The organism is Mycolicibacterium arenosum (assembly GCF_024320865.1).
GTDB classification, from domain to species: domain Bacteria; phylum Actinomycetota; class Actinomycetes; order Mycobacteriales; family Mycobacteriaceae; genus Mycobacterium; species Mycobacterium arenosum.
This window is the reverse complement of record NZ_JANDBD010000015.1, coordinates 36666-52530: the sequence shown is the minus strand read 5'-3', so window position 1 is coordinate 52530 and position 15865 is coordinate 36666. Positions and strand designations below refer to the sequence as shown.

15 protein-coding genes are annotated in these 15865 nt (G+C 69.9%); 13 read left to right on the top strand and 2 right to left on the bottom strand.

Going from position 1 to position 15865, the window contains the following annotated elements; genetic code table 11:
- Window positions 1–31: 31 nt before the first annotated feature.
- Genes mqo through NM203_RS28880 form a run of 10 tightly spaced genes read left to right on the top strand, consistent with a single transcriptional unit; the run spans window position 32 to window position 12635 of the window.
- Window positions 32–1534 carry a malate dehydrogenase (quinone) gene (gene mqo, locus NM203_RS28925; protein ID WP_255064133.1) on the top strand — a complete coding sequence of 501 codons (1503 nt, stop codon included), beginning with the start codon at window positions 32–34 and terminating at the stop codon, window positions 1532–1534.
- A gap of 7 nt (window positions 1535–1541) precedes the next feature.
- Window positions 1542–1997 (top strand): GNAT family N-acetyltransferase, encoded by a 456-nt coding sequence (locus tag NM203_RS28920; RefSeq protein WP_255064132.1) that lies wholly within the window; start codon window positions 1542–1544, stop codon window positions 1995–1997.
- Window positions 1998–2001: 4 nt separating this feature from the next.
- Complete coding sequence (locus NM203_RS28915) at window positions 2002–3846, top strand: magnesium chelatase subunit D family protein (RefSeq protein WP_255064130.1); 1845 nt, start codon at window positions 2002–2004, stop codon at window positions 3844–3846.
- A 1-nt stretch (window position 3847) separates the two neighbouring features.
- Window positions 3848–4462 carry a cob(I)yrinic acid a,c-diamide adenosyltransferase gene (cobO, locus tag NM203_RS28910; protein ID WP_255064128.1) on the top strand — a complete coding sequence of 205 codons (615 nt, stop codon included), beginning with the start codon at window positions 3848–3850 and terminating at the stop codon, window positions 4460–4462.
- Entirely contained in the window at window positions 4456–5820 is a 1365-nt protein-coding gene (locus NM203_RS28905) for a cobyrinic acid a,c-diamide synthase CobB (protein WP_255064127.1), read from the top strand. The genes cobO and NM203_RS28905 overlap by 7 nt, the downstream gene beginning before the upstream one ends.
- Window positions 5817–7031 (top strand): uroporphyrinogen-III C-methyltransferase, encoded by a 1215-nt coding sequence (cobA, locus tag NM203_RS28900; RefSeq protein ID WP_255064126.1) that lies wholly within the window; start codon window positions 5817–5819, stop codon window positions 7029–7031. The genes NM203_RS28905 and cobA overlap by 4 nt, the downstream gene beginning before the upstream one ends.
- A 33-nt stretch (window positions 7032–7064) precedes the next feature.
- Entirely contained in the window at window positions 7065–8663 is a 1599-nt protein-coding gene (locus NM203_RS28895; protein ID WP_255064124.1) for an MFS transporter, read from the top strand.
- Window positions 8664–8708: 45 nt separating this feature from the next.
- Complete coding sequence (locus NM203_RS28890; RefSeq protein ID WP_255064122.1) at window positions 8709–10190, top strand: MFS transporter; 1482 nt, start codon at window positions 8709–8711, stop codon at window positions 10188–10190.
- Entirely contained in the window at window positions 10187–10846 is a 660-nt protein-coding gene (locus tag NM203_RS28885; RefSeq protein WP_255064120.1) for a 4a-hydroxytetrahydrobiopterin dehydratase family protein, read from the top strand. The genes NM203_RS28890 and NM203_RS28885 overlap by 4 nt, the downstream gene beginning before the upstream one ends.
- 34 nt (window positions 10847–10880) lie before the next feature.
- Window positions 10881–12635: a proline--tRNA ligase gene (locus NM203_RS28880; protein ID WP_255064119.1), complete on the top strand. Its 1755-nt coding sequence runs from the start codon at window positions 10881–10883 to the stop codon at window positions 12633–12635.
- A gap of 5 nt (window positions 12636–12640) precedes the next feature.
- Here the strand turns inward: NM203_RS28880 and NM203_RS28875 are convergent, their stop codons facing one another.
- Window positions 12641–13120 (bottom strand): ferritin-like domain-containing protein, encoded by a 480-nt coding sequence (locus NM203_RS28875; protein ID WP_255064118.1) that lies wholly within the window; start codon window positions 13118–13120, stop codon window positions 12641–12643.
- Window positions 13117–13629, bottom strand: coding sequence for a hypothetical protein (locus NM203_RS28870; RefSeq protein WP_255064117.1), 513 nt, complete (start codon window positions 13627–13629; stop codon window positions 13117–13119). The genes NM203_RS28875 and NM203_RS28870 overlap by 4 nt, the downstream gene beginning before the upstream one ends.
- A gap of 164 nt (window positions 13630–13793) precedes the next feature.
- On the opposite strand from NM203_RS28870, the gene rimP reads away from it, so the two are divergent.
- The 3 genes from rimP to NM203_RS28855 all read left to right on the top strand — a co-directional run bounded on the left by rimP (window position 13794) and on the right by NM203_RS28855 (window position 15856).
- A complete protein-coding gene (gene rimP, locus NM203_RS28865) occupies window positions 13794–14360 on the top strand; it encodes a ribosome maturation factor RimP (RefSeq protein ID WP_255064116.1) in 567 nt (188 codons plus the stop codon).
- Window positions 14357–15367: a transcription termination factor NusA gene (gene nusA / locus NM203_RS28860; protein WP_255064115.1), complete on the top strand. Its 1011-nt coding sequence runs from the start codon at window positions 14357–14359 to the stop codon at window positions 15365–15367. Before rimP ends, nusA begins: the two co-directional genes overlap by 4 nt.
- A 117-nt stretch (window positions 15368–15484) precedes the next feature.
- Window positions 15485–15856: a YlxR family protein gene (locus tag NM203_RS28855; RefSeq protein WP_255064114.1), complete on the top strand. Its 372-nt coding sequence runs from the start codon at window positions 15485–15487 to the stop codon at window positions 15854–15856.
- Window positions 15857–15865 lie beyond the last annotated feature (9 nt).

Genomic DNA, 15865 nt, shown 5'->3' with positions numbered 1-15865 from the left:
ACGCCGCAATCGAGAAGGACTGACGATCAGGGTGTCTGAAACGACGAGAACGGACGTTGTGCTGGTCGGCGCGGGGATCATGAGCGCCACCCTCGGTGCGCTGCTGCGGATCATGGAACCCGACTGGTCGATCACGCTCATCGAGCGCCTCGACGGTGCGGCCGCCGAGAGCAGCGATCCCTGGAACAACGCGGGCACCGGCCACTCGGCGCTGTGTGAGTTGAACTACACCCCCCAGCGTGCCGACGGCACCGTCGAGATCACGAAGGCCGTCCACGTCAACGAGCAGTTCCAGGTGTCGCGTCAGTTCTGGGCGCACGCGGTCGAGAACGGCATCCTGCCCGACGTCCGCAGCTTCCTGAATCCGGTGCCGCACGTCAGCTTCGTGCACGGTGCGGACAAGATCGGCTACCTCAAGGCCCGCCGCGAAACTCTCGTTCAGAACCCGCTGTTCGCGACGATGGAGTACATCGACGACAGCGACGAGTTCACCCGTCGGCTGCCGCTGATGGCGGCGGGGCGCAACTTCTCCGAGCCCGTCGCGCTGAACTGGACGCAGGACGGCACCGACGTCGACTTCGGCTCACTGTCGAAGCAGTTGATCGGCTACACCGCACAGCGCGGTATGACGACACTGTTCGGGCACGACGTGCGGGACCTGAGCCAGAACTCCGACGGCAGTTGGACGGTGAAGGTCGTCAACCGCCGGACGCGCTCCAAGCGATCCATCCAGGCGAAGTTCGTCTTCCTCGGTGCGGGCGGTGGTGCGCTGCCGCTGCTGCAGAAGGCCGGCATCAAGGAGGCCAAGGGATTCGGCGGCTTCCCCGTCGGTGGTCAGTGGCTGCGGACCGGCAATCCCGCCCTCGCGGCAGCGCATCAGGCCAAGGTGTACGGTGCGCCGCCGCTCGGTGCGCCGCCGATGTCGGTGCCGCACCTGGACACCCGCGTCATCAACGGGCGGTCGTACCTGCTGTTCGGGCCGTTCGCGGGCTGGTCGCCGAAGTTCCTCAAGCAGGGCAAGGTCACCGATCTGCCGTTCTCGGTGAAGCCCAACAACATCGGCTCGATGCTGGGCGTCGGTCTGACGGAGATGAGCCTGGTCAAGTACCTGGTCGGCCAGCTGCTGCTCAGCGAGGCCGACCGGGTCGACGCGCTGCGCGAATTCGCCCCCAGCGCGGTCGATTCCGATTGGGAGCTCGACATCGCCGGGCAGCGTGTTCAGGTCATCCGCAAGAAGGGCGCGGGGGGCGTGCTCGAGTTCGGCACCACCGTGCTCGCCGCCGCCGACGGCACCATCGCGGGTCTGCTCGGCGCCTCGCCGGGCGCCTCCACCGCGGTGCCGGCCATGCTCGACGTGATGGAGCGCTGCTTCGCCGACAGGTACTCGTCCTGGGAGCCGAAGCTCAAGGAGATGGTCCCGTCGCTGGGCATCGAACTGTCCAACGAGCCCAAGCTGTTCGAAGAGGTGTGGGCGTACGGCACCAAGGTCCTCAAGCTCGACAAGACGCCCTCGGCACTGACCACGAACGCCTAGAGGCGACGTGTCGCTGGTACCGAGGCGCAGCTGGGCCAAGGATCTCGATGCGGCGACGCTCTACGAACTGTTGAAGCTGCGCGTCGAGGTCTTCGTCGTCGAGCAGGCGACACCGTATCCCGAGCTGGACGGCCGGGACCTGCTTGCCGAGACTAGGCATTTCTGGCTGGAAAACGCTGAAGGACAGGTGATTTCGACGCTGCGCCTGATGGAGGAGCATCCCGGCGGGGAGAAGGTGTTCCGGATCGGGCGGGTGTGCACGAAGCGCGCCGACCGCGGCCACGGACACACCAACCGCCTGATGCAGGCGGCGCTCGCCGAGGTCGGCGACTACCCGTGCCGCATCGACGCCCAGACCTATCTCGAGGAGATGTACGCCAGGCACGGTTTCGTGCGCGACGGTGACGAGTTCCTCGACGACGGCATTCCCCACGTGCCGATGCTGCGAAGCCCCGGAGGCTGACGACGTGACCCACTACCCGTTCAGCGCGCTCGTCGGACAGGACCGGCTGCGCCTGGCGCTGCTGCTGTGCGCCGTCCGACCCGAGATCGGCGGGGTACTCATCCGCGGTGAGAAGGGCACCGCCAAGTCGACGGCCGTGCGCGCGCTCGCCGACGTGCTGAGCGCGATCGATCCGGACGCCCGCCTGGTGGAACTGCCGATCGGGGCAACCGAGGACCGCGTCGTCGGCTCGCTCGACCTGCAGCGCGTGCTGCGCGACGGTGAGCACGCCTTCTCGCCGGGTCTGCTGGCACGGGCGCACGGTGGTGTGCTGTACGTCGACGAGGTCAACCTGCTGCACGACCACCTGGTGGACGTGCTCCTCGATGCCGCCGCCATGGGTCGGGTGCACGTCGAACGCGACGGCATCTCGCACAGCCACGAGGCGCGGTTCACGTTGATCGGCACCATGAATCCCGAAGAGGGCGAACTGCGTCCGCAGCTGTTGGACCGATTCGGGTTGACCGTCGATGTGGCGGCCTCGCGTGATGTCGATGTTCGCGTTGAGGTGATCCGCCGCCGGATGGACTTCGAGGCCGACCCGGAGGCCTTCGCCACCCGCTACGCCGACGAGGACGCCGATCTGGCTCACCGGGTCGCCGCGGCGCGGGCCACCGTCGGTGAGGTGACACTGCCCGACACCGAGCTGCGTCGCATCGCCGCCCTGTGCGCGGCCTTCGACGTCGACGGCATGCGCGCCGACCTGGTGGTCGCCCGCACAGCCGTGGCGCATGCCGCTTGGCGCGGGGCCGACACCGTCGCCGAGGAGGACGTGCGCGTCGCCGCGGAACTGGCGCTGCCGCACCGCCGCAGACGGGACCCCTTCGACGACCCCGGCCTCGACGAGGAGACCCTTGATCAGGCGATGGCGGACGCGGGGGAGCACGCTGAACCCGAGTCCGAGCCGGAACCCGAGCCCGACCCGCCCGCAGGCGGGAGTTCCAACGGGTCATCGGATCACGATGTGCCGCAGGGTGAGTCACCGGGGAAGCCGCCGCCCACCCGGAGCAACGCGCCGCCGTCGGCGTCGTTCCGGACCAGGGCCCTGGTGGTCCCCGGAGTGGGCGACGGTGCGCCCGGTAGGCGGTCCCGCGCGCGCAACCGGACCGGTAAGGCCATCTCCGCCACGGGGGCCGTGGACTCCGGCTACGGCCTGCACGTGTTCGGCACGCTGCTGGCGGCGGCGGGCAGGCAGGACGCGCCGGGGGCGGTCCGCGTGGGAGTGCCCGACCTGCGTCGCGAGGTCCGCGAGGGGCGCGAGGGCAATCTGGTCATCTTCGTCGTCGACGCGTCCGGTTCCATGGCCGCCCGCGACCGCATGGCGGCGGTGGGGGGTGCGACGCTCTCGCTGTTGCGTGACGCCTATCAGCGCCGCGACAAGGTCGCGGTCATCACGTTCCGCGGCCAGGACGCGACGGTGCTGCTGCCGCCGACGTCGTCGGTGCACATCGCCAGTCGCAGGCTGACCCGGTTCGACACCGGCGGGAAGACGCCGCTGGCGCAGGGCCTGCTGGCGGCGCGCGACGTGGTCGTCCGCGAACGAACGAGAGACCGGGCGCGCCGCTGCCTGGTGGTGGTGCTCACCGACGGCCGCGCGACGGGCGGACCCGACCCGCTGGGCCGGACCGGGGCGGCCGCGGCGCGGCTGGTCGCCGAGGGCGCGGCCGCGGTCGTGGTCGACTGCGAAACGTCCTACATCCGGCTCGGGCTGGCCGAGGACCTCGCGCGTCAGCTCGGGGCACCCGCGGTGCGGTTGGCGCAACTGCGCGCTGATTCGCTGACGCGGCTGGTCAGGTCGGAGGCGGCGTAGCGTGCCGCAGGGACAACCGGTCGCCGTTCCGAACGACGGACTGACCACGAGGGCACGGCGCAACGCCCCGTTGCTCGCGGTGCACACCGGTCCCGGCAAGGGCAAGTCGACCGCCGCGTTCGGCATGGCGCTGCGCGCGTGGAACCAGGGTTTCGACGTCGCGGTCTTCCAGTTCGTCAAGAGCGCCAAGTGGAAGGTCGGCGAGGAGACGGCGTTCCGCGAGTTGGGCGCGCTGCACGAGGCGAGCGGGGTCGGTGGTCCCGTGGAGTGGCACAAGATGGGGTCGGGCTGGTCCTGGTCACGGAAACAGGGCGACGAGATCGACCACGCGGCCGCCGCCGCCGACGGCTGGGCCGAGATCGCGCGCCGCCTCGCCGAGGAGCGCCACGACTTCTACGTGCTCGACGAGTTCACCTATCCACTCAAGTGGGGCTGGGTGGACGTCGCGGAAGTCGTTGCAGCGCTGGCGAATCGGCCCGGCAGGCAGCACGTGGTGATCACCGGCCGGGACGCTCCGCCGGCACTGCTGGACGCCGCCGATCTGGTGACCGAGATGACGAAGATCAAGCACCCGATGGACGCCGGGCGCAAGGGACAACGCGGGATCGAATGGTGAGTGTTCCTGCGGTGGTCATCGCCGCACCCGCGTCCGGCAGCGGCAAGACGACGATCGCCACCGGTCTCATGGGCGCGCTGCGCAGGGCCGGCCACGCGGTGGCGCCGTTCAAGGTGGGGCCCGACTTCATCGACCCCGGCTACCACGCGTTGGCGACGGGTAGGCCGGGCCGCAACCTGGATTCCGTTCTAGTCGGTGAGGACCTGATCGGCCCGCTCTACCGGCACGGCTCCGCGGGTGCGGACATCGCCGTCGTCGAGGGCGTGATGGGCCTGTTCGACGGTCGTATCGACCCGCACGGCGGCGCGGTCGCGCGCGGATCGACGGCGCACGTCGCGGGTCTGCTCGGGGCGCCCGTGGTGCTGGTGGTCGACGCCCGCGGACAGAGCCACAGCGTCGCGGCCCTGCTACACGGCTTCACGACCTTCGACTCCGCGACCCGCATCGTCGGCGTCGTCCTCAACCGCGTCGGGTCGCCGCGGCACGCCGAGGTGCTGCGGCAGGCGTGTCAGCACGCCGGCGTCGAGGTGCTCGGTGCCATTCCGCGTGCCGACGAACTGTCGGTTCCGTCGCGGCATCTCGGCCTGGTCACCGCCGTCGAGCACGGTCGCCTCGCCCGCGACGCCGTCGACGCGATGACGGACCTGGTGGCCCGTCACGTCGACATCGAGGCGATCGTGCGCGCAGCGGGCGCCAGCGTCGACGCGGCGCCGTGGGACCCCGCGTTCGCCGAACCGGTCGCCTCCGGGGTCACCGTCGCGCTGGCCGCCGGGCGGGCGTTCAGCTTCGGCTACCCCGAGCACTCCGAATTGCTCCGTGCCGCAGGGGCGGACGTCGTCGCGTTCGACCCGCTGACCGAAGCGCTGCCGCCCGGCGCCGCCGCCGTCGTGTTGCCCGGCGGGTTCCCCGAGGAGTACGGCGCCGAACTGTCGGCCAACGAGACGGTCCGCCGCCAGATCCACGTCCTCGCCGACGCCGGAGCGCCGATCCACGCCGAGTGTGCGGGGCTCACCTACCTGGTGGACCACTTGGACGGTGCGCCGATGTGCGGGGTGCTCTCGGGTGCCGCGCACTTCACGCAGCGGCTGACGCTGGGCTACCGCGACGCCGTGGCTCCGGCCGAGTCCTCGGTGCACGCGGTGGGAACGCGATCCACCGGGCATGAATTCCACCGCACCGCAGTCACTTTCGCGCGGTCGTACGAACCGGCCTGGGCGTTCCGGGGTGCGGGTGGCGCGAACGTCACCGACGGTGCCGTGCATCGCGGGGTGCACGCGGCCTACCTGCACACGCACGCCGCCGCCCATCCCGATGCGGCGTACCGATTCGTGAGCGCGGCATCTAGGCTCGCCGGGTGACTTCGGAGAACGCCTACCTCGTCGGCCTGCGGCTGGCCGGGCGCAAGGTGGTCGTGGTCGGTGGCGGAACGGTCGCCCAGCGCCGGCTGCCGCTGCTGCTCGCCAACGGCGCCGACGTCCACGTCGTCACCAGGGCCGCGACCCCCGCCGTCGAGGCGCTGCAGAGTCAGACCCCCGGAATCACGTTGACGCTGCGCGACTTCGACGACGCCGACCTCGACGGCGCCTGGTACGTGATCGCCGCCACCGACGACGCGGACGTCAACGAGGCGATCGTCGCCGGAGCGGACCGGCGGCGCATCTTCTGCGTCCGTGCCGACATCGCCGTCGAGGGCTCGGCCGTCACGCCGGCGTCGTTCGAGTACGACGGCCTCGCAGTCGGTGTCCTCGCGGGCGGTGAGCACCGGCGCTCGGCCGCGGTGCGCAACGCGCTGCGAGAGGCCCTGCAGACCGGGGTGATGATCACCGCGGACTCGCACGAGCCGCTGTACTCCGGCGTCGCACTCGTCGGCGGCGGCCCCGGCGATCCCGAGCTCATCACCGTGCGGGGTCGGCGCATGCTGGCGCAGGCCGACGTCGTCGTCGCCGATCGGCTCGCCCCGCCCGAGCTGCTGGCCGAACTCGGCCCGCACGTCGAGGTCATCGACGCCGCCAAGATCCCGTACGGCCGGGCGATGGCGCAGGACGCCATCAACGCCGTGCTCGTCGAGCGGGCCAGGGAGGGCAAGTTCGTCGTCCGGCTCAAGGGCGGCGATCCGTTCGTCTTCGCGCGCGGCTACGAGGAGGTGCTGGCGTGCGCGGAGGCTGGCATTCCGGTGACCGTCGTGCCGGGTGTGACAAGTGCCATAGGTGTTCCCGCTCTCGCCGGGGTGCCCGTCACCCACCGGCACGTCACCCACGAGTTCGTCGTGGTCAGCGGCCATGTTGCGCCCGACCACCCCGAATCGTTAGTGAATTGGAATGCGCTGGCTCAGCTGTCCGGGACGATCGTCCTGCTGATGGCCGTCGAACGAATCGAGTTGTTCTCGCGCGTGCTCATCGACGGCGGTCGACCTGCGGATACTGCGGTCCTGGTGGTTCAGCACGGGACGACAGCCGCACAGCGAACGCTGCGCGCGACGCTCGCCGACGCTCCGGAACGCATTCGCGAAGAGGGGATTCGACCCCCCGCGATCATCGTGATCGGGTCCGTCGCCGCCTTCGCCGGTTAAAGGATTTCTAAGATTACTGTAAGGTAACCCGGCATGACGGCTCTCAATGATGCAGAGCGCGCCGCAGCCGCCGCAGGGGACAACGCCCCCATCAACATCGGGCAGAGCGCTGAAGAGCGCGCCGGCTGGTACCCCTCGTGGCTGCCCTCGCGTCGCTTCCTCGCCGCGGTCATCGCGATCGGCGGCATGCAGTTGCTGGCCACCATGGACAGCACGGTCGCGATCGTCGCGCTCCCGCAGATTCAGGACGAACTCGGCCTCTCCGACGCCGGCCGCAGCTGGGTCATCACGGCCTACGTGCTGACGTTCGGCGGCCTGATGCTGCTCGGCGGCCGCCTCGGCGACACCATCGGGCGCAAGCGGACGTTCATCGTCGGCGTCGCGCTCTTCACGATCGCCTCGATCCTGTGCGGCATCGCGTGGAACGAGGCCACCCTCGTCACCGCGCGGTTGCTGCAGGGCGTCGGCTCGGCGATCGCGTCGCCGACGGGCCTCGCACTGATCGCCACCACGTTCCCGAAGGGCCCCGCACGCAACGCCGCAACCGCCGTGTTCGCCGCCATGACCGGCGTCGGTTCGGTGATGGGCCTCGTCGTCGGCGGCGCCCTGACCGAGGTGTCGTGGCGCTGGGCGTTCCTGGTGAACGTCCCGGTCGGCCTGGTGATGATCTACCTGGCCCGCACCACGCTGACCGAGACGTTCAAAGAGCGGATGAAGCTCGATGCGGCCGGTGCCATCCTCGCGACGCTCGCCTGCACCGCGGCCGTGTTCGGCTTCTCCATGGGGCCCGAGAAGGGCTGGACGTCGGCGCTGACCCTGGGCTCGTGCCTCGCGGCGTTCGTCCTGTTCGCGGCGTTCCTCTTCGTCGAGCGCACCGCGGTCAACCCGGTGGTGCCGTTCAGCCTGTTCCGAGAGCGCAACCGCGTGGCGACGTTCGCGTCGGTGTTCCTCGCGGGCGGCGTCATGTTCACGCTGACCGTGCTCATCGGCCTGTACGTGCAGGACATCATGGGCTACAGCGCGTTGAAGGCGGGTATCGGCTTCATTCCGTTCGTCATCGCGCTCGGCATCGGTCTCGGCGTCTCCACGCACCTGGTGTCGGTGTTGGCCCCGCGCCTGCTGGTGCTCATCGGCGGGGTGGCGGTACTCGCGGCGATGATCTACGGATCGACGCTGAACGGCGACATCCCGTACTTCCCGAACCTGGTGCTGCCCATCACGGTCGGCGGCTTCGGCATCGGCATGATCGTCGTTCCGCTGATGGTGTCGGCGATCGCCGGTGTCGGTCTCGACGAGATCGGTCCGGTGTCGGCCATCGCCCTGATGCTGCAGAACCTCGGCGGACCCGTGGTCCTCGCGATCATCCAGGCCGTCATCACGTCGCGCACGCTCTACCTCGGCGGAACCACCGGCCCGGTCAAGAACATGACCGACGCCCAACTGCACGCGCTGGATCAGGGCTACACCTACGGCCTGCTCTGGGTCGCCGGTGTCGCCGTCGTCGTCGGTGTGGTGGCGCTCTTCATCACCTACACCGCCTCCGAGGTCGCGCACGCGCAGGAGGTCAAGGACGCGTTGGACGCAGGAGAGCTCGGCTCGACCGTTGGGCACACCGAGCCTAAGGTCGACTAGCTCCTCACGGGGGCGCGTCACCGCGACTCGGTAGGGTTGGGCCTCATGTCTGCCGAGCGCAGTACGACAAGGCTGTCGTCGTCGGTTCTCGGCGCTGCGATCGTCGCGATCACCGGCATGCAGTTGATGTCGACGCTCGACGGCACGATCGTCATCGTCGCGCTGCCGCAGATGCAGGCCGACCTCGACCTCTCCGACGCCACCAAGAGCTGGGTCATCACCGGCTACGTGCTGGCCTTCGGCGGGCTGCTGCTGCTCGGGGGTCGGGTCGGCGACGCCATCGGCCACAAGCGGGCGTTCCTCTCCGGCGTCGGCGTCTTCACCATCGCCTCGCTGGTATGCGGGCTGGCCAACGACGGCGTCACGCTGGTGGTGGCCCGGATCGTGCAGGGCACCGGAGCGGCCGTCGCGGCCCCGACCGGGCTCGCCCTGATCGCGACGACCTACGCGGTGGGCCAGGCCAGGAACAAGGCCCTCGCCGTGTCGGCGGCGATGCAGGGCCTCGGCTCGGTACTCGGGCTGGTCCTCGGCGGCGCGCTGACGGTCATCTCCTGGCGGCTGGCGTTCCTCATCAACGTGCCCATCGGCATCGTGATCATCGTCATCGCGGTGCTGCGGATCAACGAAACCCGGCACGAGCGGCTGAAACTCGACATCTCCGGCGCGCTGCTGGCCACGCTCGGCTGCACGTCGGCGGTCCTGGTCTTCACCCAGGGACCGGTGCGCGGCTGGGTCGACCCCTGGGTGATCGGAGCAGGCGTCGCCTCGGCGGCGTTCTTCCTCGGGTTCCTGTTCGTGGAGCGGGTCGCCGCCAATCCTCTGGTGCCGTTCTCCGTCTTCGACAACCGCAACCGGGTCATGACGTTCGTGACGTTGTTCCTCGCGGGCGGAGTCATGCTCACGCTGACCGTGATGATCGGCCTGCTCGTCCAGGACGTGCTCGGCTACTCGGCGCTCCAGGCCGGGATCTGCTTCATCCCGTTCGCCGTCGCCTTCGCCGTCGGCACGGTGGTGGCCGCGCAGTTGGCTCCACGCATCGCGCCGCGGTGGCTGATCATCGGCGGCGGCCTGTTCGTCCTCGCCGCGATGCTCTACGGCTCGACCCTGACCCGCGACATCCCGTACTTCCCGGACCTGTTCTTCCCCATCGTGATCGGCGGCTTCGGCATCGGCGGTATCGCGGTGATCCTGCCGCTGTGCGCCGTCGCCGAGGTGGGACCGCGTGAAATCGGCCCGGTGTCGGCGATCACGCTGATGGTGCAGAACCTCGGTGGACCGGTGGTGCTGGTCGTCATCATGGCGGTGCAGACGTCGCGCACGCTGTACCTGGGCGGGACCACCGGCCCGGTGAAGGACATGACACCGGCCCAGCTCGACGCGCTCGGATACGGCTACACCTACTCGCTGCTGTGGGTCGCCGGGATAGCGATCATCGTCGGTGTCGCCGCCTTCTGGATCGGCTTCTCGGCGCGCCAGATCGCCACCGCGCAACACACCCGAGAGGCGGTCGAGGCGGGCGAGCTGTGACCTCCCGCGGCGAGATCTCGGCGATCGCCGACCCGCTGGGCTGGCGGCTGATCCTCGGAGTGTTGATCAGCCACGTGCCCGTCGCCTCGCTCGCGGACGCGGCGTCGACCGCGCAGGTGGCCGTGGCGGCGGCGGGGGACGCGGACGGACACCTCAGCGTGGACCTGCTCGCCGACCGCGTCGTGCTGCGGTTGCACACGGCCGCGGTCGGGACGGTCACCGACCACGACCTGCGGCTGGCCCGGGCGATCAGCGGTGCCGTCCGGACGGCGCCCGGACACGGCGACGCGGTACCGCAGAACGTCGAGATCGCGATCGATGCGCTCGACATCCCGCTGATCCGGCCGTTCTGGCAGGCCGTCACCGGTTACGTCGGCGATCCCGGTCCGCCGGACCTGCCCGACGGCGCCCTGCTGGACCCGCTGCGGCGCGGTCCGACGATCTGGTTTCAGCAGATGGACGCCCCGCGGCACCGCGATCGCAATCGAATCCACCTCGACGTCGACGTCCCGCCCGAGCACGCGCAGGCACGCATCGACGCGGCGCTCGCCGCGGGCGGCGTCATGCGTGACGCGGGTGCGGCGCCGGCGTTCTGGGTGCTCGCCGACCCGGAAGGCAACGAGGCGTGCGTCTGCACGTGGCAGGGGCGCGACTGAATCTCCGTTGCACCCGGTCGATAGGGTGGCCGCTGTGACCACCCGTATGTCCCAGCTGTTCCTGCGCACCCTGCGCGACGACCCGGCCGACGCCGAAGTGGCGAGCCACAAGCTGCTGATCCGCGCCGGTTACGTCCGGCCCGTCGGCCCCGGTCTCTACAGCTGGCTGCCGCTGGGGCTCAAGGTGTTGCGCAGGATCGAGAACATCGTCCGCAACGAGATGAACGCCATTGGGGGGCAGGAGATCCTGTTCCCCGCGCTGCTACCGCGCGGACCGTACGAGACCACCAACCGCTGGACCGAGTACGGCGACACCCTGTTCCGACTTCAGGACCGCCGAGACAACGACTACCTGCTCGGGCCGACGCACGAGGAGATGTTCACCCTGACGGTCAAGGGGGAGTACTCGTCGTACAAGGACTTCCCGTTGCGGCTCTACCAGATCCAGAACAAGTACCGCGACGAGGCCAGGCCGCGCGCGGGCATCCTGCGCGGGCGCGAGTTCCTGATGAAGGACTCGTACTCGTTCGACGTCGACGACGACGGGCTCAAGAAGGCCTACCACGCGCACCGCGAGGCGTATCAGCGGATCTTCAGCCTGCTCGAGGTGCGCTACGTCATCGTGTCCGCGGTGTCCGGTGCGATGGGCGGCAGCGCGTCGGAGGAGTTTCTCGCCGAGAGCGAGGTGGGTGAGGACACCTACGTGCGCTGTATCGAGTCGGGCTACGCGGCGAACGTCGAGGCCGTCATCACCGCGGTGCCGGAGCCGATCCCGTTCGACGGCCTGGCGGAACCGGTCGTGCACGACACCGGAAGCACCCCCACGATCGCGACGCTCGTCGAATGGGCAAACGGCGCAAGCCTTCCCGAGTTCGCGGGTCGCGAGGTGACAGCGGCGGACACGCTGAAGAACGTGCTGCTGAAGACCCGCGTGCCCGGCGGCGAATGGGAACTGCTGGCGGTCGGGGTGCCCGGTGACCGCGACGTCGACGACAAGCGCCTCGGCGCAGCGCTGGAGCCCGCGGAGTACGCGATGCTCGACGACGGCGACTTCGCCGAATATCCGTTCCTGGTCAAGGGGTACATCGGCCCGAAGGGGTTGCTGGCCAACGGGGTTCGCTACCTGGTCGATCCGCGCATCGTTGACGGCACGGCGTGGATCACCGGTGCCGACGAGCAGGGCAAGCACGTCGTTGGGCTGGTGGCGGGGCGCGACTTCACCCCAGACGGCACCATCGAAGCCGCCGAGGTGCGCGAGGGCGATCCGTCTCCGGACGGCGCGGGTCCACTGGTGGCCGCGCGCGGTATCGAGATCGGTCACGTCTTCCAGCTGGGCCGCAAGTACGCCGACGCGTTCGCCGCCGACGTGCTCGGTGAGGACGGCAAGCCGGTGCGACTGACCATGGGCAGCTACGGAATCGGCGTGTCGCGGATGGTCGCGGTGATCGCCGAGCAGCACCACGACGAGCTCGGGCTGCGGTGGCCGGCGTCGGTGTCACCGTTCGACGTGCACGTCGTCATAGCCAACAAGGACGCGGACGCGCGCGCCGGTGCCGAGGCCCTGGCGTCCGAACTCGAGGTGCTCGGCGCCGACGTCCTGCTCGACGACCGCACCGTGTCACCGGGGGTGAAGTTCAAGGACGCGGAGCTGCTCGGGGTCCCGTCGATCGTGGTCGTCGGCCGTGGCTGGGCCGACGGCCACGTCGAGTTGCGCAACCGCTTCACCGGCGAACAGCGCAACGTCGCCGCCGACGGCGCGGCCGCCGAGATCTTCGCTGCGATCGGCTAGCGCGTTCAGTCGTCGCCGCCGGGAAACGGCACGGTGCTCGGTTCCGTGCCGAGGCGCTTGCGCCATGCGGCGGCGTTGACCGCCGACTCGGTCAGGGCGGTGACCGCGAGCGCGCGGTCCTCGCTCACCGTCGCCTGCTCGAGGACGGCCCGCCAGACGTCGCAGGCGTCCTCCTCCATGCGCAGGCCCAGCTTCGCGGCGTCGATGGGGTCGTCGACGGCGCTCGGTAGCGCGTAGCCCGGCGCCGGCAGGGGAGGGGTGACCCCGCGCGCGGTCAACCGGGCGATCGCCTCCTCGCGGCGCGTCCGGTGCTCCCGCAGTGCGCTGGACACCAGACCGTTGGCCGTGGGGTTCGAATGCGCCGAGACGACGCCGTACCCGTAGATCATCCCGTGTTCGGCGGTGACGGCGTCGAACAGCGCCGCATCGCCCGCCGCATCGGGGCGTTCGGGGGTGGGTTCCGGTGAGCTCGACGGTGACGTCATGCGTCGTCCTGTTCGCCGAGTGCGACGACCAGGGCCGCCGTGCACGCGGCCGCGATCGAGCCGAGCAGACCCGCGCGGTACCCCGACTGCTGAGCCGCCAGGTCGCCGGCGCTCCTGGCCGACTCCTTCAGCGCGTCGCCCACATCGCGGGCGCTGGGCGGCTTCGCCGCGGCCGTCGTCGTGGTGGTGGTGGCCGGTGTGCTCGACGCTGTGGTCGTCGGGATGGCACCGAGCATGCGGGTCAGTTCGTCGGTGAGAGCGCGTGCGTGGGCGCTGCGTTCCGCGGCGACCGACGTGAGCACCTTGCCGAGTGCCGGCGGTGCGCCGGCGGCCGCAAGGGTGGCGAGGTCGCTGTCGGCGCGGGCACGGTCCAACTGCGCGGTCATCGCATCGACGTCGGGCCGCGGGGCCGGCTCAGCGCAGCCGGTCGCGGTCGCGCCCAGCACCGCCAGTGTGGCCGCCCCGATGAGGATGCGCCGCCTGCTGACGGGTGGAAGCGCGCTCGACACGGGTTCATCCTGCCATCGACCACCGCGGCCCCGGCGCTGTGGATTGCCCGGGGCCGCCGCACGTTTGCCAATCGAGCCTGTCCCGCTCGCGTATCGTTGATACTCGATCGGGAGCCGCCCAACTTCGAGATCGTGTCAGAACAACTCAAGACGAGGAGCTCGCCGTGGCATCGGACGCACCGCTGCGGTCCGCGCGACTGCCGTCGCCGGAACAGGTGGTCGAGCTACTCGAGGGCGACTTCGCGCAGGCCGGGTACGACATCGAGGACGTCGTCGTCGACGCGGCCACCCGGCCGCCCCGGATCGTCATCGTGGCCGACGGCGACACGCCACCCGACCTCGACGCGATCGCCGCCCTGGCCAGAACCGCCTCCGAGCGGCTGGATGACGCCGACGGCGCCGACCCGTTCGTGCCGTACGTCCTCGAGGTGACGTCGCCGGGTGTCGAACGCCCGCTCACCGCGGAGCGGCACTTCCGGCGGGCGCGCGGCCGCAAAGCCGAGGTGACGATGTCCGACGGATCACAGCAGATCGCGCGGATCGGCGAGATCACCGACGGCACCGTGCGGCTCGTCGTCGCAGGCGCCAAACCCAGTCAGTTCGCGGTGCGCGACGTCGCACTCGCCGACATCGTCAAAGCCGTTGTGCAAGTAGAGTTCTCGCCGCCCGGCCGGAAAGAGATCGAGCTTGCAGGCGGTACAACAGAATCAGGAAGGGAGGCGGACTCGTGAACATCGACATGGCCGCATTGCACGCCATCGAAGCCGATAAGGGGATCACGGTCGACGTCGTGATCGACACCATCAAGACCGCGCTGCTGACGGCGTACCGCCACACCGAGGGCCACGAAGCCGACGCGCGCATCGAGATCGACCGCAAGTCCGGCGTCGTGCAGGTGCTGGCGCGGGAGACCGACGCCGATGGCAATCTCATCAACGAATGGGACGACACCCCAGAGGGTTTCGGTCGCATTGCGGCGACCACGGCCAGGCAGGTCATCCTGCAGCGGCTGCGCGACGCCGAGAACGAGAAGAACTACGGCGAGTTCTCAGCGCGTGAGGGGGACATCGTCGCCGGTGTCATCCAGCGCAGCGCGGGCGCCAACGCGCGCGGCCTGGTGGTGGTCCGGATCGGTAGCGAGGCAAAGGGTTCGGAGGGCGTGATCCCCGCCGCCGAGCAGGTGCCGGGGGAGAGCTACGAGCACGGCGACCGGGTCCGCTGCTACGTCGTCGGCGTCACACGCGGCGCGCGGCAACCGCTCATCACGCTGTCGCGCACCCACCCGAACCTGGTGCGCAAACTGTTCTCACTCGAGGTGCCCGAGATCGCGGACGGCTCGGTGGAGATCGTCGCGGTGGCGCGGGAGGCCGGGCATCGCTCGAAGATCGCGGTGGCGTCGCGTGCGCCCGGCCTGAATGCCAAGGGCGCCTGCATCGGACCGATGGGGCAGCGCGTGCGCAACGTCATGAGCGAACTGTCGGGCGAGAAGATCGACATCATCGACTACGACGAGGATCCGGCGCGATTCGTCGCGAACGCCCTGTCACCGGCCAAGGTGGTCTCGGTAACGGTCATCGACGAGGCGGCCCGCGCGGCCCGCGTCGTCGTTCCGGACTTCCAGCTGTCGCTGGCCATCGGCAAGGAGGGCCAGAACGCCAGGTTGGCCGCGCGCTTGACCGGCTGGCGAATCGACATCCGCAGCGACAACGAGCCGGCGCCGCCACCCGCGGCGGAGTGAGTCAGCTGTTTGCCCGCGCAAGTATCGGGGCGACCGCCGGGGCTCGGGGAGCACGCCCACTCGACGGCACCCGACACGCGATTCTGTCTGCGGGAACTCCTGACGCTAGACTGAGCCGTGATCCAGCGCGAGACTTCTGCCTCTCATGCGCGCCATCGCCCCGACCGAGCTCTCGGACCGGTGCGGACGTGTGTGGGTTGCCGAAAGCGAGAGCTGGCCGTCGAGCTGCTTCGAGTGGCTGCTGTGCACGATGGAAACGGCGAATGTGTCGTGACCGTCGACGCAGCGGGTAACCTGCCCGGACGGGGTGCATGGCTGCATCCCGACCAGCAGTGCCTGCACGAAGCGATCCGACGGCGAGCGTTCGTTCGAGCGTTGCGGGTCACCGGCACGCCGGACACCACCGCGGTGGTCGGGTACGTCAGCTCCCTGACGGACTCGAGCGCCCGGCTAGAGAAACAGGTAGCGAAACCCATGAGCACACCGTGAAGTCCCGAT